General features: G+C 70.4%; 14 protein-coding genes. 7 read left to right on the forward strand and 7 right to left on the reverse strand.

From position 1 onward, the window contains the following. Positions 1–94: 94 nt before the first annotated feature. Together htpG and VF106_RS46720 are read left to right on the forward strand one after the other, a co-directional pair. Entirely contained in the window at positions 95–1,915 is a 1,821-nt protein-coding gene (gene htpG, locus VF106_RS46715; protein ID WP_330846550.1) for a molecular chaperone HtpG, read from the forward strand. Continuing rightward, a complete protein-coding gene (locus VF106_RS46720; RefSeq protein WP_330846551.1) occupies positions 1,912–2,451 on the forward strand; it encodes a GNAT family N-acetyltransferase in 540 nt (179 codons plus the stop codon). The genes htpG and VF106_RS46720 overlap by 4 nt, the downstream gene beginning before the upstream one ends. Positions 2,452–2,779: 328 nt before the next feature. Here the strand turns inward: VF106_RS46720 and VF106_RS46725 are convergent, their stop codons facing one another. Together VF106_RS46725 and VF106_RS46730 are read right to left on the reverse strand one after the other, a co-directional pair. Continuing rightward, positions 2,780–3,421, reverse strand: a complete 642-nt coding sequence (locus tag VF106_RS46725; protein ID WP_330846552.1) for a dienelactone hydrolase family protein — start codon at positions 3,419–3,421, stop codon at positions 2,780–2,782. 149 nt (positions 3,422–3,570) lie between these two features. Further along, positions 3,571–4,932, reverse strand: coding sequence for an aminotransferase-like domain-containing protein (locus tag VF106_RS46730; protein ID WP_330846553.1), 1,362 nt, complete (start codon positions 4,930–4,932; stop codon positions 3,571–3,573). A gap of 46 nt (positions 4,933–4,978) precedes the next feature. Between VF106_RS46730 and VF106_RS46735 the strand changes: the two genes are divergently transcribed. From VF106_RS46735 to VF106_RS46750, 4 genes are all read left to right on the forward strand, one after another. Next, on the forward strand, positions 4,979–5,431 hold the full coding sequence (locus VF106_RS46735) for a carboxymuconolactone decarboxylase family protein (RefSeq protein ID WP_330846554.1): 453 nt from the start codon (positions 4,979–4,981) through the stop codon (positions 5,429–5,431). Further along, entirely contained in the window at positions 5,428–6,135 is a 708-nt protein-coding gene (locus tag VF106_RS46740) for an isocitrate lyase/PEP mutase family protein (protein ID WP_330846555.1), read from the forward strand. The genes VF106_RS46735 and VF106_RS46740 overlap by 4 nt, the downstream gene beginning before the upstream one ends. Before the next feature lie 50 nt (positions 6,136–6,185). Continuing rightward, positions 6,186–6,779 (forward strand): dihydrofolate reductase family protein, encoded by a 594-nt coding sequence (locus tag VF106_RS46745; protein WP_330846556.1) that lies wholly within the window; start codon positions 6,186–6,188, stop codon positions 6,777–6,779. Positions 6,780–6,855: 76 nt separating this feature from the next. Next, on the forward strand, positions 6,856–8,004 hold the full coding sequence (locus VF106_RS46750; protein WP_330846557.1) for a GyrI-like domain-containing protein: 1,149 nt from the start codon (positions 6,856–6,858) through the stop codon (positions 8,002–8,004). On the opposite strand, the gene VF106_RS46755 is transcribed toward VF106_RS46750, so the two are convergent. From VF106_RS46755 to VF106_RS46770, 4 genes are read right to left on the reverse strand one after another with little or no spacing between them, the layout of a single operon-like run. Then, entirely contained in the window at positions 7,970–11,131 is a 3,162-nt protein-coding gene (locus VF106_RS46755) for an AfsR/SARP family transcriptional regulator (protein WP_330846558.1), read from the reverse strand. The two genes, VF106_RS46750 and VF106_RS46755, sit on opposite strands and share 35 nt — an antisense overlap. Then, a complete protein-coding gene (locus tag VF106_RS46760; RefSeq protein ID WP_330846559.1) occupies positions 11,128–12,357 on the reverse strand; it encodes an ATP-grasp domain-containing protein in 1,230 nt (409 codons plus the stop codon). Before VF106_RS46760 ends, VF106_RS46755 begins: the two co-directional genes overlap by 4 nt. A gap of 9 nt (positions 12,358–12,366) precedes the next feature. Further along, on the reverse strand, positions 12,367–13,095 hold the full coding sequence (locus tag VF106_RS46765; RefSeq protein ID WP_330846561.1) for an esterase family protein: 729 nt from the start codon (positions 13,093–13,095) through the stop codon (positions 12,367–12,369). Continuing rightward, positions 13,092–14,120, reverse strand: coding sequence for an alpha/beta hydrolase (locus tag VF106_RS46770; RefSeq protein WP_330846562.1), 1,029 nt, complete (start codon positions 14,118–14,120; stop codon positions 13,092–13,094). The genes VF106_RS46765 and VF106_RS46770 overlap by 4 nt, the downstream gene beginning before the upstream one ends. A gap of 121 nt (positions 14,121–14,241) precedes the next feature. Between VF106_RS46770 and VF106_RS46775 the strand changes: the two genes are divergently transcribed. Next, the gene (locus VF106_RS46775; RefSeq protein WP_330846563.1) at positions 14,242–14,703 is read left to right on the forward strand and encodes a hypothetical protein; all 462 of its coding nucleotides are present in this window, start codon (positions 14,242–14,244) and stop codon (positions 14,701–14,703) included. Here the strand turns inward: VF106_RS46775 and VF106_RS46780 are convergent. Next, on the reverse strand, positions 14,690–17,668 hold the full coding sequence (locus VF106_RS46780) for an AfsR/SARP family transcriptional regulator (protein ID WP_330846564.1): 2,979 nt from the start codon (positions 17,666–17,668) through the stop codon (positions 14,690–14,692). The genes VF106_RS46775 and VF106_RS46780 overlap by 14 nt on opposite strands. Between the last annotated feature and the right edge of the window lie 108 nt (positions 17,669–17,776).

Raw genomic sequence — 17,776 nt, forward strand, 5'->3', positions numbered from 1 at the left:
GGCATGTGTCGGGGCGGGCGTCGGCCTGAACAACAAATGAACAGTCGGGCCTCGTAAAATCGTCCGGTCAAACCACGTCGAAAGGGGGAAGCCCGTGACCGCGCAGGTCGAGACTCTCGAGTTCCAGTCCGAGGCGCGACAGCTTTTGCAGCTGATGATCCACTCGGTGTACTCGAACAAGGACACCTTCCTGCGTGAGCTCATCTCGAACGCCTCGGACGCGCTCGACAAGCTCCGACTGGAAGCCTTCCGTGACAAGGAGCTCGAGGTCGACACCTCGGATCTCCACGTCCAGCTCGAAACCGACGCCGCCGCGCGCACGCTGACCGTGCGGGACAACGGCATCGGCATGACGCGGGACGAGGTGGTCAGCCTCATCGGCACCATCGCCAAGTCCGGCACCGCGGAGTTCCTCGCCAAGCTCAAGGAAGCCAAGCAGACCGAGGAGCTGATCGGCCAGTTCGGCGTCGGCTTCTACTCGAGCTTCATGGTCGCGGACAAGGTCACGCTGGTGACCCGCCGCGCCGGCACGACCGAGGGCGTCCGCTGGGAGTCGACCGGCGAGGGCACCTACACGATCGAGCCGGTCGAGGACGCGCCGCAGGGCACGGCCGTCACGCTGCACCTCAAGCCGGAGGACAAGGAAGACCGCCTTTTCGACTACACGGACTCGGGTGAGCTGACGCGGATCGTCAAGCGGTACTCGGACTTCATCACCTGGCCGGTGCGCCTCGGCGACGAGACGCTCAACTCGATGAAGGCCCTCTGGGCGCGCGCCGACGCGACCGAGGAGGAGTACACCGAGTTCTACAAGCACGTCAGCCACGACTGGCAGGCGCCGCTGGAGACCATCCGGCTCCAGGCCGAGGGCACGTTCGAGTACCAGGCGCTGCTGTTCCTGCCGGCCAAGGCGCCGTTCGACCTGTTCATGCGGGAGCGCAAGCGTGGCGTGCAGCTGTACGTCAAGCGCGTGTTCATCATGGACGACTGCGAAGCGCTGATGCCGGAGTACCTGCGTTTCGTCAAGGGCGTGGTCGACGCGCAGGACCTGTCGCTGAACGTGTCGCGCGAGATTCTCCAGCAGGACAGGCAGATCGAGCGGATCCGCCGCCGGCTGGTGAAGAAGGTGCTGCAGACGATCAAGGCACTGCCGGAGGAGAAGTACAAGACCTTCTGGCAGGAGTTCGGCCGCGCGATCAAGGAGGGCCTGCTCGACGACGCGGACAACCGCTCGACGATCCTCGAGATCGCGTCGTTCGACTCGACACACTCGGCCGAGGAGCAGACGAGGCTGTCGGACTACATCTCGCGGATGAAGGAAGGTCAGGAACACATCTACTTCCTGACCGGCGAGACACGGCAGGCCGTCGAGCACTCGCCGCACCTGGAAGCGTTCCAGGCCAAGGGTTACGAGGTGCTCATCCTCACCGACCCGATCGACGAGATGTGGGTCGACTCGGTGCCGGAGTTCGAGGGCAAGACGTTCCAGTCCATCGCGAAGGGGCAGGTCGACCTCGACGAGGAGCAGGATCCCGAGCAGCAGAAGGAGTTCGAGGGCCTGCTCACGTGGCTGAAGTCCACTTTGGAGGAGCAGGTCAAGGACGTGCGCCTGTCCTCGCGCCTCACCACCTCGCCAGCGTGCATCGTCGGTGACAGCTATGACATGACGCCCACGCTGGAGAAGATGTACCGCGCGATGGGGCAGGAAATGCCGCCCATCAAGCGAATCCTGGAGCTGAACCCGACGCACGAGCTGGTTGTCGCGCTGCGGGAGGCGCAGGCGGCGGACAAGCCGGACCTCGCGGAGGCCGCCGAGCTGCTGTACGGGATGGCGTTGCTCGCCGAGGGTGGGGACCTGGCCGACCCGCCGCGGTTCACGAAGCTGATGGCCGCCCGACTCGCGAAAACCTTGTGATACTACGACGTTTCACCGCGGCGGACGCCGATGCCCTCGCGGCACTGCACGGCGACGCCGCGGTGATGCGTCACATCGACGACGGGCGCCCCGTGCCGGCCGACGTCGTGGTGCGGGAAACCCTGCCGGCGATTCTGCGGGAGTACGCGGAGTTGCCGGCAGGGTTCGGCGTTTTCGCCGCGGATGCCCCGGGTTTCGTCGGCTGGTTCGCGCTGAAACCGGCCACGAGCGTGGGTCTCGATCCGTCCGATGTGGAGCTGGGTTACCGGCTGCACCCGTCGGCGTGGGGTCGCGGCCTGGCCACCGAGGGCGCGCGCCTGCTGGTGCGGCGCGCGTTCGCGGAGCTGGGCGTGCCCCGGGTGGCCGCGACCACGATGGCCGCCAACGTGGCGTCACGCCGGGTCCTGGAGAAGGCCGGCCTGCGACACGTGGACACGTTCTTCGCCGACTGGCCGAACCCCGTCCCCGGCGCGGAACACGGCGACGTGGTCTACGCACTGTCCAAAGAGGAGTGGCTTGGTCAGGCGGTGCGGTGACGATGTCTTGGACGCGCTGATGATGTTCAACCCAGATCCACCGATGGTTTTGGTTGCTCGAGGTGCGGTCCGGTGGACTCGCTGCTGCGCGGTTTCGGGCGCGAAGCGCCCGAAACCGCCTGTCGTCACGGGCGGTGGCGACTTCGGCCGGCAGCCGTACGAGGAAGCGTCCTTCATCACCGCCAGCGTGAGGAAGGCGTCCCCCGCTCAAGCGTGCTGGCAGCGCACGAATGGCGTGTTCACGCCACCTGCATGTCCCGAAAGACGCGCTCGTGTCGTTGAACGTTCCTATCGCGTCTTTCGGGACACCGCTGGCGGCGCCCGCCCGTCAGGACATGCTGCGTGGCAGCGTTCCGGTGAACCAGTCCGCTGCCTGCGCCGCTACTTCCTCCAGCGCACCCGGTTCCTCGAAGAGGTGGGACGCGCCCGGCACGATCCGCAGCTCCGACGGGGCCGTCAGCACGTGCTGTGCCTGCTGGTTCAGGTCGGCCACCTTCGGGTCGTGCTCACCCACGATCAGCAGCGTGGGGGCCCGCACCTGTGTGAGTGCCGGCCCGGCCAGGTCCGGCCTGCCGCCACGGGACACCACCGCACGCACCACGTCCGGCCGGGTCGCCGCCGCGACCAGTGCGGCCGCGCCGCCCGTGCTCGCGCCGAACAGCCCGATCGGCAGGTTCGCGGTCGTCGGCTCGGTGCCGAGGCGGTCGATCGCGCCGACGAGGCGGTCGGACAGTAGCCCGATGTCGAACCGCAGCCGTCCGTCCACCTCGTCCACGCGGTCCTCGTCCGCGGTCAGGAGGTCCATCAGCACCGTCGCCAGCCCTCGGCGGTTCAGCTCCTCCGCCACCGCGCGGTTGCGTGGGCTGTGCCGCGAGCTGCCGCTGCCGTGCGCGAACAGCACCACGCCCACCGCGCCCTCGGGCACGACCACGTCCGCTTCCAGGCGCACATCTCCCGCGTCGAGCATCATGCCGTCTCCTCACCCGCTCTGGGGCGCCGGAACGCTCCGCAAGCTCCGCTCCACCGGCGCCCCTCCGCGGGCTCCGAGTCGGCCTGAACAACGATGATGCGCTCCGCAAGCTCCGCTCATGGGATTCGGCCTACCCGAGGCAGGGAACGCTAAACGCCGACCTCCCGCAGCACCGCGAGCAGCGCGGTCAGCGCGCCGCCGAACGACGGGCGTGACGGGGCGCCGTACCCGATCAGCAGGCCGGAGGACGGCTCGGTGAGGGTGTGGGGAGTGCCGGTCTGGATCGCGAGCGAGTGCCGTGCCGCGGCCACGGGCAGTGCCGCCTCGGCCTCCGGGGGCAGCGGCACGAACAGGTGCAGGCCGGCCGAGATCCCGTGCGGGACAAGGTGTTCCGGCAGCGCGGAGACCAGCCGGTCCCGCCGGGACCGGTACTCCAGGCGGCAACGACGCACCTGCCGGTCGTACGCGCCGGAGCTGATCAGGTCCGCGAGCACGAGCTGGTCGAGCATGGCGGGCCGTGCGCCGCTACCGGCGAGCGCCGAGACCACCGGGTCCACCAGGAAGCGCGGCAGGACCAGCCACGCCAGCCGGAGCGACGGGGACAGCGACTTGCTCGCCGTGCCCGCGTAGATCACCCGTTCCGGTGAAAGTGCCTGCAGCGCGCCGACCTGGTGGCGGTCGTAGCGGAACTCGCCGTCGTAGTCGTCCTCCACGACGATCGCCCCGTGTTTCGCCAGCGCGGTGCGGCGGGCGGGCGCCATCGTCACGCCGAGCGGTGCCTGGTGTGCTGCGGTGACCACGACGGCCGGGCTCTCCAGCCGATCCACCACCAGTCCCTCCCGGTCGACGGGCACCCCGACGACGCGCTGCCCGCTGTCCTGCGCGAACCGCCGGAACACGTCGATCGACGGGTCCTCGAACGCCAGCTCGTGCATGCCGAGGTCGCCGAAGGCGCGGCCCAGCACGGCAAGGGCATGGCTGAAGCCCGAGACGACCACCATGCGTGCCGGGTCGGCGAGCACACCGCGGCTGCGGCCAAGGTACGCGGCGAGCGTGGTCCGCAGCACGAGCGACCCGCGTGGGTCCCCGAACCCGAACGTGTCGTTCGGCGTGTGCGCCAGCACCCGGCGGGTCGACGCCAGCCACTGGTCGCGCGGGAACAGCGACGGGTCGGGCTGTCCGGCCTGCAGTGTCCAGCGCGGCGCCGTCGTGCGGGGGTAGGTCGGCGTCGGGGACGGCGGTAGCGCGCCAACCGTCGCGACCCTGGTGGGCGCGCCCTGGCTGGTCCGCAGGTAGCCCTCGGCGGCGAGGTCGGAGTACACGCGCGTCACCGTGCCTCGGGCGACGCCGAGGTCGGCCGCGAGCGCGCGGGTGGACGGGACCACGGCGTCCGGCTGCCACCGGCCGCCCCTGATGGCCGTGCGGATGGCGTCGGCGAGTGCCTTGCGCCCGCTGCCCGGCGTCCAGTCGAGATGCGCGTCGACCGACGAACTGGTCCACGTTTCTGCCACGGAACTGGACTCTACGCGTGGACAAGTTCGCACTAGTGTCGATCACATGACAGAGCGAATCAGCATCACCAACAGCATCCCGGCGGCGATGAAGGCCTTCTACACGGCGTCGATGGAGGTCGAGAAGGCAGCCGAGGCGGCGGGGCTCGACAAGAAGCTCGTCGAGCTGGTCAAGATCCGGGCGTCGCAGATCAACGCCTGCGCGTACTGCCTGGACATGCACACCGCGGACGCGCTGAAGATCGGCGAGGACATCCGCCGGCTGAACCTGGTCGCCGCGTGGCGGGAGACCGACCTGTACACCGAGCAGGAGCGGGCCGCGCTGGAGCTGACCGAGACGATCACCCGGCTCTCGGAGATCCGCGACGTGCCGGACGAGGTGTACGAGTACGCGACGAAGGTGTTCACCGACGCGCAGTACCAGGCGGTCTGCTGGCTCGTGATGATCATCAACGGCTGGAACCGCCTCGGCGTGCCGGCCCGCCCGGCCCTGCCGTGACCGCCGAGCTGCTGCGGTCCCTGCACGTCCCCGGCCGGCCGCTCGTGCTGCCGAACGCCTGGGACGCGGGGACCGCCCGGCTGGTCGTCGAGGCCGGGTTCCCTGTGGTGGCAACGAGTTCGGCGGCCGTGGCCGAGTCGCTCGGGTACACCGACCACGAGGGCGGACAGGTCGACGAGATGTTCGCCGCGGTCCGCCGGATCACCCGTGCCGTCGACGTCCCGGTGACCGTCGACGCGGAGGCCGGGTACGGGCTGCCGCCCGCCGAGCTGGTGTCCCGGCTGCTGGACGCGGGCGCGGTGGGCTGCAACCTCGAGGACACCGACCACGCCGGCGGCGGGCTCACCCCGGTGGGCAAGCAGGCGGCGTACCTGGCTGAGGTCCGCGCGGCGGCCGGTCAGGACCTCGTGGTCAACGCCCGGGTGGACGTCTTCGTGCGGGGCGGGGACACCGTGCTCGACGAGGGTGTCGAACGCGCCCGCGCATACCTGGCCGCGGGCGCGGACTGCGTCTACCCGATCCTCATCCGGTCGACCGACCTGCTGCGGTCCTTCGTGGCCGAGGTGGACGGCCCGGTCAACGCGTTGCGGCTGCCGGAACTACCGGACGTGGCGGCGACCGGGGTGGCGCGTGTGTCGCTCGGCTCGGGCCTGTGGCGCCGGACGCAGGCGATGCTGCGGGAGACCCTTCAGGGCCTGGTGTAGGTGATCGAAAGGAAACCGTAAGGCGTCTCCGAGAAGCTGGTGCCAACAAGGTGACCAGCACGAAGGAGCAGGAAATGCGCAAGCTCATCGAGTCGACGTTCGTCTCGCTGGATGGCGTCATCGACGACACCCGCCCATCCACCGCGTCGCGGGCGGAGCCCCAGCACTGGGGCCAGCCGTACTGGGACGCGGACCACAACGGCTACGTCGGGGGCCTGATGGCCGGCTCGGACGCCGCGCTGATGGGTCGCCTGACCTACGAGGGCTTCGCGGAGGCGTGGTCGAGCCGCGAGGGTCCGGAGGCCGACGTGTTCAACAACGGGAGGAAGTACGTCGCGTCCCGGACCCTCACCGAGGTGACGTGGAACAACTCGGTCCTCCTCCAGGGCGACGTGGCCGAGGAGGTCGCGAAGCTGAAGGCGGAGCCGGGCGGCAACATCCTGAAGTGGGGCACCGGCGAGTTGGACCGCACCCTGGTCGAACACGGCCTGGTCGACGAGTTCCACTTCTGGTACTACCCGGTCATCGTCGGCGCCGGCAAGCACCTGTTCGAGGGCGCGGGCTTCGACACCACCCATCTCAAGCTGGCCGACATCAACCGCTTCGACTCGGGCATCGTCGTCCACATCTACGTGCCGAAGTGACCTGACCGTTTCAGGCCCGGTCCCCCTTGTGCGGGGGGCCGGGCCTGACGCTTTATTCTAGCGCTAGAATAGCGGCATGTCCTCAGCGCTGACCGACGGTGAGCTGACGGTGCTCGGGCTGCTCGTCGAGCAGCCTCGGCACGGGTACGACCTGGAACGGGTCATCGAGGAGCGGGGCGTGCGCGCATGGACGGCGCTCGGGTTCTCCTCGATCTACTACGTGCTCGACAAGCTGGCCAAGCGCGGCTTGATCGAGGCGACCGGCGCCAGGTCGTCCGGGAAGTCGCGTGCCACCTTCCGTGCCACGGCGGTGGGGCGTGAGCTGTGTGCCGCCGCCACCCGGGAGGCGCTGACGACGCTGACACCGGTGCACGCGCGTGTGCTGATCGGGATGGCCAACAGTCCCGGCCTGCCGGAGGCGGACGTGGTGACCGGGCTGACCCGGCGCCTGGACGCGCTCCAGCACCAACTCGGGGAGGTCCGGACTGCTCGCGCCAGCCAGGAACCCCTGCCGTCAGCCGCCTCGGCGATCTTCGACTACGGCGAGGCGATGCTCCGGGCTGACATCGGCTGGACCGAAACCACACTGGCCAAGGAGACCGCCGTGGAGAAGTACGACATCAAGAAGAGCCACAAGAAGCTCTACTCCCCGTCCTCGCGGGAGTTCACCGTCGTCGACGTGCCCGAGATGCGGTACATCGCGGTCGACGGCCGAGGGGATCCGAACACGTCACCCGCGTACGCGGAGGCGGTCGAAGCCCTGTACGGCGTGGCCTACACGCTGAAGTTCGCCAGCAAGAACACCCTCGGTCGGGACTTCGTGGTCGGCCCGCTGGAGGGACTGTGGCGAGCGGACGACCCCACCGTGTTCGTCGCGCGGCGCAAGGAGACCTGGGAGTGGACCATGATGATCAGCCAGCCGGACTGGATCACCGAGGACATGGTCCAGGCCGCGATCGAGAAGAAGAAGGTACGCGGCGACCTCAGGCTGATCACCCTCGTCGAAGGGACCTGCGTCCAGATCCTCCACATTGGCTCCTACGACGACGAAACCCCGACCCTGGACCGCCTTCACAACCACTATCTTCCCGAGAACGGCCTCACCTTCAACGGTGATCATCACGAGATCTACCTCAGCGACGCACGGCGAACCCCACCCGCCAAGCTCAAGACGATCCTGAGGCAGCCGGTCAGTCCAACAGGGACCGGGCCTGCTCCGGAGTGAGTTCGGTGCCGCGGGCCTGCAGGGCGGCGAAATCGGGTTCCGCGTCCGATACCACGGCTTTGACGCGAGCCAGTTCGGTGCGGTCGGCGGCGGACAGGCTCCGCCCGGTCTGCCGGGCGGTCTCCGCGGCCCCGAACAGCTGCGCCGCCACCGCCGTCCGACCGTCGAGAGCCAACGCCGCCGCCATTCCCAACAGTGCCTGGCCCATCTCGGGGTCGGAGCCGGAGTCCCTTGCCACCTCGAAGCCTTCGCCGTGCCACGACAGCGCGGTCGCCGGGTCGCCTCGTTGTTCGGCCAGCAAACCCAGCTCCCCCAACACGATTGGCAGGTACGGCGGGTTGCTGCCGCTGCTGGCCTGCTGTTCCCGGGCTGTCGCCAGCAGCCAACGCAGGTGGCTGTCCGCCCGGTCGAGCTGCCCGAGCCTGCGTGCCGCGCCGGCCAGGCAGAGCGTGGTGAACACCTCTCCGGACCGGCCCTGCTCGGAGGCCAGCCGTAGTGCCTGTTCCGCGTACTCCAGGCACCGCGGGTAGTCCTCCACCTGCGACGACACCCAGGCCAGCCAGCCGAGACGACCCGCCACATCGGACCACAGGCCCAGATCCTCCGCCGTGCGCAGGTTTTCCTTGGCCAGCCGGGTCGCCTCCGCAGGATCGTCGATCATGTCCGCCAGGCCGATCAGCCAGTCCTCGGCCTGCAGCACACCCCAGTCGTCACCCACCGCGCTGAACAGCTCCGCGCCGCGCCGGGCGTCGTGTTCCAGTGCGGCCACGTCGAAACGCATGTGCGCCAGCATCGCCCTGGTGCTGAGCACCGCCGCCTCGCCCCAGCGGTCACCGGCCGACTCGAACGTCTCCAGTGCCCGCGCCAGCAGGTCGCCGGTGGCCTTCTCGTCGCCGAAGTCGATCGTCGACGCGGCCAGGAACCACTGTGCCCTGGCCAACCCGACCGGGTCGGCGACCTTGTCGTACCACCGCAGCGCCTCCGCCACCCGTTCCGGACCGGCCTGTCCCAGCCGGATCGCCAGGCCGGCGGACCAGACCTCGGCGCTGGCGCGGATCGTGGGCGGAGCCTCGCCCGTCACGGCCAGCGCCGCGGTCAGCGTCCGTGACGCCTCGCTGAGCCGGCCACGCAGGAACCAGTACCACACCAGTGCGACAGCCAGCCGCAGCGCCTGCTCCGCCGCGCCGGCACGGCTGAACGTGTCGAACGCCGCCCGCAGGTTCGCCGCGTCCGCGTCCAGGCGGCGCAGCCACTCCCGCTGGTCGGGTCCGCGCAACAGCGGCTCGGCCTGCTCGGCCAGCGAAAGGTAGTAGTCCGCGTGTCGCTGCCGCAGCGCCGTTTCCTCGCCGGCCTCGCGCAGGCGGTCGGCACTGAACGCGGCCACCGACTCCAGCAGCCGGAACCGGGAGCTGGCGTCCCGCACCACCAGTGAGCGATCCACCAACCCGGCGAGCACGTCCAGCACGTCGATCCCGTCGCCGGCGCACACCGTCTCGGCCGCGGCCAGCGTCGACCCGCCGGAATGCACGGCCAGCCGGCGCAGCACGGCCCGCTCGGACTCGGTGAGCAGCTGCCAGCTCCAGTCGATCACCGCGGTCAGCGTGCGCTGCCGGGCCGGTGCGTCGCGCGGACCGGTGCCCAGCAGCCCGAACCGGTCGTGCGGCACCCGCAGCCGGGTCGCCAGCTCGGCCACGCCAAGCGCGGGCACCCGGCCCGCGGCCAGCTCCAACGCCAACGGGATGCCGTCCAGCCGCCGGCACACCTCGGCGATGCCCGTGACAGTGTCGAACTGCCTCGCCTCCGCTCGGTGCTGAGCGGGCTCAGTGGCTCCGACCGCTGACAATCCCGCCCGCTCCAGGAACAGCCGCACCGCGGGGGAGTTGGCCAGCCGGGAAGGGTCGTCGGTGTCCGGGATGTCCAGTGGCGGCACGTCGAAGCGGACCTCACCGCGCAGGCGAAGCGGTTCACGGCTCGTGGCCAGCACCCGCAGGTCCGGTGCGGCCCGGAGCAGCGTGCCGACCAGTTCCGCCACCGGCTCGATCACGTGCTCGCAGTTGTCCAGCACCAGCAGCATCCTGCGTTCCCGCAGCGCGGCGGCCAGATCGGAGTTGTCCGGAACGGACAGTGCCGACAGGACAAGCTCCGCCGGGTCGCCCGTGCCGTCCCACGTCGTCAGGTCAACCAGCCACGCACCGTCCGGGTACGTGCTCGTCGACGCTCGGCCGGCAGCCAGGGCCACGCTCGTCTTGCCGACCCCGCCCGGCCCCGTGAGCGTGACCAGCCGCCCCGCCGCCAGCAGTTCCCCCACCCGCGTGACCGCGTGTTCCCGGCCGATCAGCTCGGTCACCGGCGCCGGCAGGTTCGTGGTGTGCCGGACAGGGCGCGGTGTCGGCGCGTCCTCTGCCGGGTCGCCGGCCAGGATGGCCTGGTGCAACGCGGTCAGCTCCTGGCTGGGATCCAGGCCCAGCTCGTCCGCGAGTTGGGTGCGTAGCTCGCCGAAGCTGTCCAGTGCCTCGCCAGTCCTACCGGAACGGTGGAGGGCACGCATGTGCGCCGCACGCAGCCGTTCCCGGTACGGGTGGCTGGTCACCTGCTCACCAAGCTCGCCGACCAGCTCCCGGTGTTCGCCAAGCGCCAGCCTTGCCTCGGCGTACGCTTCCAGTGTGGACAGTCGCAGTTCTTCCCACCGCGTCGCGAACGTGCTGGCGAACTCCTCGTCGGCGAAGTCGGCCAGCGCGGGGCCGCGCCACAGCGTCAGAGCCTCGGTCAGCAGGCCGGCCCGCGTGCGTGGGTCACCGGCCGCCTGTGCGCGTTCGACCAGAGCCGCGAACCGGGTCGTGTCCACGTCGTCGGTGCCCAGCGCGTATCCCGGCGGCTGCGACACCACAAGGTCACGGCCTTCCGCCAGCGCCCGGCGCAGCTGGGACACCCGCACGTGCAGTGCGGCCGTTGGATCGGCGGGCGGCGTGTCACCCCAGAGGTCCTCGACCAGCCGGTCCACCGACACCGCACGTCCTTCGTGGACGATCAGGTCGGCCAGCAGGGCACGCACCTTCCGTCCGGGGACGGCCACCGGCTCGCCATGGTCGGTCCAGACGGCCAACGGCCCCAGCACTCCGAACCTCACGCGTTTTCCTTCACCCACAACCCGAGCAGCCCGCGGAAGTGGGCCACGAACTTGTCGTGCTCGAACGTGGGATAGGTCGAACGGACCGTCGACACGAGCAGCTCGTCGAACGCGGGCGAGGTCACCCAGTCCCGCACCAGATCGTCGACTCCCGACAGTGACGTCGCGCAGAACTCCTGGTAGCGCTCGGTTTCGAAGTACTCGTCGGCGAGGCGCCGGTACTCGACGAGCTTCTCGGAGTAGGTGCGATCGGAGTCGGCGACCTCGAAGTAGGTGCGGGTGTCCAGGTCCAGGCGTGGCCGCCGCCCGGTCACCGCGCAGAACACCGACCACTTCAGCAGGGCCGAGATCGCCCACGGGAAGTAGTAGTGCAGCGAGGTGATCGAGATGTCCGGGCACGCGTTGGCGTAGTCGATCGGGTGCACCGCGTCGCCGACGACCAGGCTCTCGCAGGAGTTGAACTCCCACCGGAAGAACGCGTTGATCAGCCGGGAGATCGTCAGCACCTCGTCCCCGGCGGACGGGGACAGGAACGCGTGGTCCACCGCGTACCGGCTGTGCATCGGCTCGTCCGGCTGGAACTTCATCACCATGCTGTCCGGACCGATCGTCAGCGACCGGGCGAACACGTCGTAGCCCTCGACCGAGGCCTGCAGGTGCATCAGCATCTCGCCGGACTGGTCGTAGGCCTGGTGCAACGGCTTCGGGCCGCGGATGCGGGACACGCCCCGCCACGCGCCGCCGTCGTACGGTTTCATGTAGAGCGGGTAGCCGATCCGCTCGGCGATCTCGTCCAGGTCGAACGGTCGGTTGTACTTGGCCGCCGTGTACGCGTACCTGGCGTTGTCGACCGGGTTCTTGTACGGCACCAGCCACGTCTCCGGCACCTTCAGCCCGAGCCGGATCATCGCGCAGTACGCCGCGTGCTTCTCCATGGACTGGAACGTGAACGGGCTGTTCAGCAGGTACACGTCGTCCATGAGCGCGACCTTCTTGAGCCACTCGCGCGGCACGTAGTACCAGTACGCGAGCCGGTCGATCACCAGGTGGTACCGCGGTTTCGCGCGCAGGTCGAACGGCTCGATGGTGATCCGTTCGGTGCGCAGCGAATGCTCGGTGCCGGCATGGTCCACGGGGCCGAGCCGGCGTACCAGTTCCTCGAACGCCCTCGGCCAGTCCTCCTCGGTGCCCAACAGGAGGCCGAGCAGATGTTCGGTGCGGTCCACGCAATCCTCCTAACAGAACCGGGGTAGGTGATGAGCCAGTTGTACCCGCCACGACGGCCAGTCATGCGGCACGTCGTGCCCCCACACGTCCAGCTCGCAGCGCAAACCTTTGTCCCGCAACAGGTTCGCGAATCCTCGGGTGGAGTCCAGCGCGCCGGTCGTGTCCTCCCACTGTCCCTGCCCGACGACGAGCAGCACCGACAGCCGCTCGCGCAGCCAGTCGAGGTGGTCGCCGTGCAGGTTCGGTACGAAGTCGACCGGGTTGGTGAAGTACGCCGCGTCGCCGCGGTCGCCCCAGCCGTGCCAGGTGGCCGGGTCGTAGTTGCCGGACATGCCGATGGCGAGCGGGAACAGGTCGGCGCGGCGCAACGCGAACAGCACCGCGTGGAACGCGCCGAGTGACGCCCCGACGGTCGCGATCTCGACGGGACCGCCGCAGTCGCCGTGGATGGAGGCGACGACGTCGTTGAGGATCCACGACTCGTACACGCCGTGCCGGTGCGCGCGTTCCTCGAGCGGGAGCGACCGGTTCGACCATGACTCGGCGTCGAACGAGTCGACGCAGTACAGCTTCACCCGGCCGTCGTCGATGAGCGGGCGGACCGCGTCGATCATGCCGTTGGACTCGAAGTCCCACGCCCGGCCCTGCTCGGACGGGAACACGAGGAACGGCCGGCCATAGTGGCCGTAGGCGATCACGGTGCCGCCGCCGAGGTCGTACTGGTCGCGGCGCATCATGACGTCCAGGTGTCCCGCAGCAGGGCGGTCAGGGCGGGGTCGAAGGCGTCGCGCCAGCCGACGTAGTTGTGCGCGTCCGGCACCTCGACCAGCTGGGCGCGGTAGCCCTGCTTGGCGAGCGTGACGGCCATCTGCCGGTTGTTGGCGAGGTTCTCCTCCGCGAGACCGCAGGTCATGGTGACGGGCACCGGCTCGTACGGCACCGTGCGCAACACGTCCGCCACGTACACGCTGACCTGCCCGAACCGGCTGAACCGGTGCTGCTCCTGCGGATCGAGGTCGACGGTCAGGAACGACGCCGACTGCAGGAACAACGCGCCGAACAGGCCGGGGAGCGCCCGCTGGGCGTGCAGCATGGCCAGCCCGCCGAGGCTCGCGCCCATCCCGGCGATGGGGTCCCGCACGTTGACCGCCTGCCGCAGCGCCGGCACGACCCGCTGGTGCAGCGTCGCGGCGTACCGCGGGTTGGCCGCGTACTCGTCGTCACGGTCACCGGGCGCCAGCAACGCGAGCCGGAACGGCGGCAGGTCCCCCCTCGCGATCATGGCGGCGGCGTAGGTGGTCAGGTTCGCGAGCCGGTCGTACTCGGGTCCGTCGTGCGCCATGAGCAGGGGGAGCGGCTCGTCCGGCGGCGCCGGGGACCAGAGCCGGACGGCGATGTCACGGCCGAACAATGGCGCGTGGATCGTCAGGTCCGCGGTCTCGCCGGGTTCGGTCGCCGCCGTGAGCCAGGCCGGGGCGGCGTAACCGGGGAACTCGATGACCGACTTGTCGCCGAACGCCCCGGGTGCGCGGCGCGGGTTGGCGGGGTCGCAGATCTCCTCGAGGTCACCGGCCCGGTGCCGCAGCTGGAAGCGGTACTCCATGCGGTGCACGGGTGGCCTGGGCAGCGTGAGCCGCCACATGCCCTCGTCCAGGGTGAAGTCGAGCGTTGTGTCCGGTAGGGACAGTGCCGGCAGCAGCCGGGTCCCGTCGAGCGCCGAGTCGGCGTCCGAGAGCTGGAACGTCACCGAGTCATCGGTCACCCGCGGCTCCGTCTCGGCGATCACCGGTCCATGCAGCCACGGTCCACCACGGAAGTCAAGGTCAGGGCCTCCGACCTGGGCCACAACCGATCCACAGGCGGCCTTCGGTAGTCAGACGGGCATGAGGGCAACCATCAAACTACTGATCGCCATCGCAGTCCTGCTCACGTTGGTGGCACCGGCCGCCGAAGCGGTCCCGCCCCGGTGCATGGCGGGCGGGATCTGTCCCGGGTTCGACTTCAAGCCGAACCACATCTGCTACCTACCCGGCACCAGCTACGCGGCCGACGAAGGCTGCCGGCTCCCGCTCACCGTCGTCGACCTGCGCTTCAACCCACCTCGGCCGATGGTGGCACCCACACCGATGACGTTCATGTACGACGTGCTCCCGGTGGACGGGCCGCCACGCGGCTTCGTCCCTGTACTAGGGAACCGCGCCACCATCGCGGCAGGGGCGACCGGCGGCGCGGTTCCCGTCCAACTCCTGGCGGGTTCCCCGCTGCTCGAGGAACGTGCGCTGGTTCAGATCCGCTACGGCGGCGACCCGGTGCTCACCGCGGAATTAATGATCAGGCGAGGTTAGCGAGCTCCTCTGCCTCGGCCGATGCGTTGGCCCGCCGGTAGAGCTCCATGGCCAGGCTCCGGTGGTGCGACGCGTCGGCCGGGCGGTCGCAGCGCGCCTCGAGGTCGCCGAGGTCGCGGTGCAGGTGGGCTTCCTCGTACGGGTCCGGGACTCGGGCCCGGACCCGCATGCCCCGCTCCAGGCACGCCCGAGCCGCGTCGAGGTCGCCGGCCAGCAGGTGCGCGCGTCCGAGCCGGGCGAGCGCGCACGCCTCGCCGTGCCGGTCGCCGGCGTCCCCGGCGATGTCGAGCGCTCGTTCGAACCGCGCGACCGCGGCGGCGGAATCACCGGAGGCGAGGTGCACGCGGCCGGCGTGCAGCAGGGACTCCCACTCGATGATCCGGTCGCCGCAGTCCCTGCTCGCGGCGACCGCGTCGTCGAAGTGCGCGAGTGCGACGTCGTGCCGGCCGAGCTGGAGGTACGCCTCGCCGAGGCTGTACAGCGTGCCGGCCGTCAACCGGTCCACACCGAGCACCCGGAACGCGGCCAGCGCGGCGGTCAGCGGCTCGAAGCTCTCCTCCGCGCGTCCCATCTGGACATAGGTGTAGCCGAGGTTTCGTTGTGACAGCGCGAGTCCGAGGTCGTTGCCGGCCGAGGTGCACCGCTCGACCGCCAGCTTGTGCGCGGCGAGCGCCTCGTCGAACTGGCGCGACTGGGCGTGGGCGTTCGCGAGGTTGTTGTACACGTGGCCCTCACCGGCCAGGTCGCCCGCCTCCCGCACCGCGCGCAACGCCTTCAGGTTGGTGTCCACGGCGTCGCTCAGTCGTCTGGTCATGAAGTACGCGACGCCGAGCGCACGCAGCATCTCCGCCATGGCCAGCGGGTCACCGAGCGCGCTGGCCGCGGCCGTGCCGTGCCGGCACAGCTCCACCCGCTCGTGCCAGTGCCCGGTCGTGTCGTAGAAGCTGGTCAGCAGGTAGGTGAGCTGCCAGGCGGCGGTGGGCCAGCCGTTCTCCCGCGCGTAGCGCACCACCGGCAACAGGTTGTCCCGCTCCTCGGCGAGGAACGCGACCGCCGCCTGCCGGTCGCGGGCGAACGGGACCTCCGGCGCGGCGTGCCGCGGTGTCGGACGCACCCGGTCCCGGCTCGGGTCGATGACCTCGTTCGCCGCCGCGGCCACGAACAGGTACCAGTCGACGAGCCGCTCACCCGCCTCCACCTGGCCGGCCCTCGGCTCGTCGGTACGCCCGCACTGCCTGGCGAAGTCCCGGATCAGGTCATGGAACCGGAACCGGTCCGGACCGGCCCCGGTGACCAGGTGCGCCTCCGCCAGCTCGGCGATGGCCGGACGCCCTTCCGACACGGGCAGGCCGCACATGGCCGAGCAGAGCCACGTGCTGAACGTGGCGCCGGGAACCAGCCCCAGCCGGTTGAACATGCGGGTCTGCGTCGCGCCGAGCGGCAGGTAGGCACTCGCCAGCACGGTCCGCACGGTGCGGGCGTCGCCGTCGACCGCGAGGTGGTCCAACCTGTTGCCGGCGGCCAGGTTCGCCGCCGCCTCGGCGATCGAGCCAGCCGGTTCGGTGGCCAGCCGGGCCGCCGCGATCCGCAACGCCAGCGGCATGCCACCGCACAGGCGGGCCAACCGGGCGGACGGGCCGTGCTCGCGCTCGACGCGCGCCACACCGAGCACCCGGGACAGCAGTGACAGCGACTCTGCGTGCCCGAGCGGGTTCAGCACCTCGGTGTGCACGGCGTGGTGGATGCCGAGTGCGGTAAGGGATTTCCGGCTGGTGACCACGAGCAGGCTGCCGCCGGCGCCGGGCACCAGCGGCAGCACGTCGGCCAGCGTGCCCGCGTTGTCGGCGAGGATCAGGCAGCGCCTGCCACGCAGCAGCGACCGGTACAACGCGGCCCGCTCGTCCACCTCGCCGGGCATCCGGTCGTCCGGCACCTCCAGCCCACGCAGCAGGTGGGCGAGCGCCTCGGCGGCCGGCATCCCGCGTTCCGGGTCGTGCCCGCGCAGGTCGAGGAACAGGGCGCCGTCCGGGAACCGGCCGGCGATCCGGTGTGCCCAGTGGACGGCGAGCGAGGTCTTGCCCATGCCGGCGGCGCCGGTGATCACCACGACCGGCCGGTCGGAGAGCACGCGGTCCAGCCCCTCGAGCTGTGCGGCACGTCCGGTGAAGTGCCCCACTCTGGCCGGAAGCTGAGCCGGGGCACCGGAAACGGGCTCGAGATCGCCCTCACGGCGCAGGATCGACGTGTGCAGGGCGACCAGCTCCGGGCTGGGGTCGACGCCGAGCTCGCCGGCCAGCCGCTCACGCAGCTCCTGGAACGCGGTGAGTGCGTCGACGTGGCGGCCGCACCGGTACAGCGCCCTCATGTACAGGCCCACCAACGGTTCCCTGGTCGGCTGGGCGGCCAGCAGGCGCGGCAGCTCCCGCACGGCGTGGTCGTGGTTGCCCAGCCGCAGCTCTGCGTCCCACAGGTCAGCCATGGCCGACAGACGCAGCTCGTGCAGCCGCTCGACCTCACGCACCATCCACCCGGCGAGGGAGACGTCCGCGAACGCCTCTCCGCGCCACAGCCCGAGAGCCGACCGCAGCGTGGCCCTGGCGCGTTCCGGTTCCCCGACCGAGAGATCGAGCCGGGCCGCGTTCACCTGCTGCTCGAACCGGTGTGAGTCGACCGCGGCCGGCGGGGTGGCCAGTGCGTAGCCTGCGTCCTTCGTGACCAGGACGGGAGGGAACCCGCACGCGGCAAGGGCTTGCCTGATCCGTGCCACGTGACTGTGCAGTGTCCGGACGGCCGTGCGTGGCGGATCCTCGCCCCACAGTGCGTCGATGAGCCGGGGGACGGGCAGCACGGTGCCCACGTGCAGGGCCAGCACGCCGAGGATCGCGCGCTGCCGGTTGCCGTGCAGGGCGGCTCGGCCACCGGGGCCGACGGCGTCGACGGCCCCCAGGACGCGTAGCTCGGTCACCCCCGGCTCCTTCCCTGTGACCAGAGCGTAACGCCGGTGCGCCGCGCCGGAACCGCCTTCGCGACAACCAATTCACAACCGCACCGGGTCAACCTCGAAGGGGACACC

Source organism: Actinophytocola sp. (assembly GCF_036378875.1).
In the GTDB taxonomy this organism is placed as follows: domain Bacteria; phylum Actinomycetota; class Actinomycetes; order Mycobacteriales; family Pseudonocardiaceae; genus Actinophytocola.

Excerpts from the sequence above, each read along its gene's own strand:
- VF106_RS46725 (WP_330846552.1), bottom strand. The coding sequence starts at position 3,421 with ATGATGCTCGACGCGGGAGATGTGCGCCTGGAAGCGGACGTGGTCGTG.
- VF106_RS46735 (WP_330846554.1), top strand. The coding sequence starts at position 4,979 with ATGACAGAGCGAATCAGCATCACCAACAGCATCCCGGCGGCGATGAAG.
- VF106_RS46750 (WP_330846557.1), top strand. The coding sequence starts at position 6,856 with ATGTCCTCAGCGCTGACCGACGGTGAGCTGACGGTGCTCGGGCTGCTC.
- VF106_RS46765 (WP_330846561.1), bottom strand. The coding sequence starts at position 13,095 with ATGATGCGCCGCGACCAGTACGACCTCGGCGGCGGCACCGTGATCGCC.
- VF106_RS46775 (WP_330846563.1), top strand. The coding sequence starts at position 14,242 with ATGAGGGCAACCATCAAACTACTGATCGCCATCGCAGTCCTGCTCACG.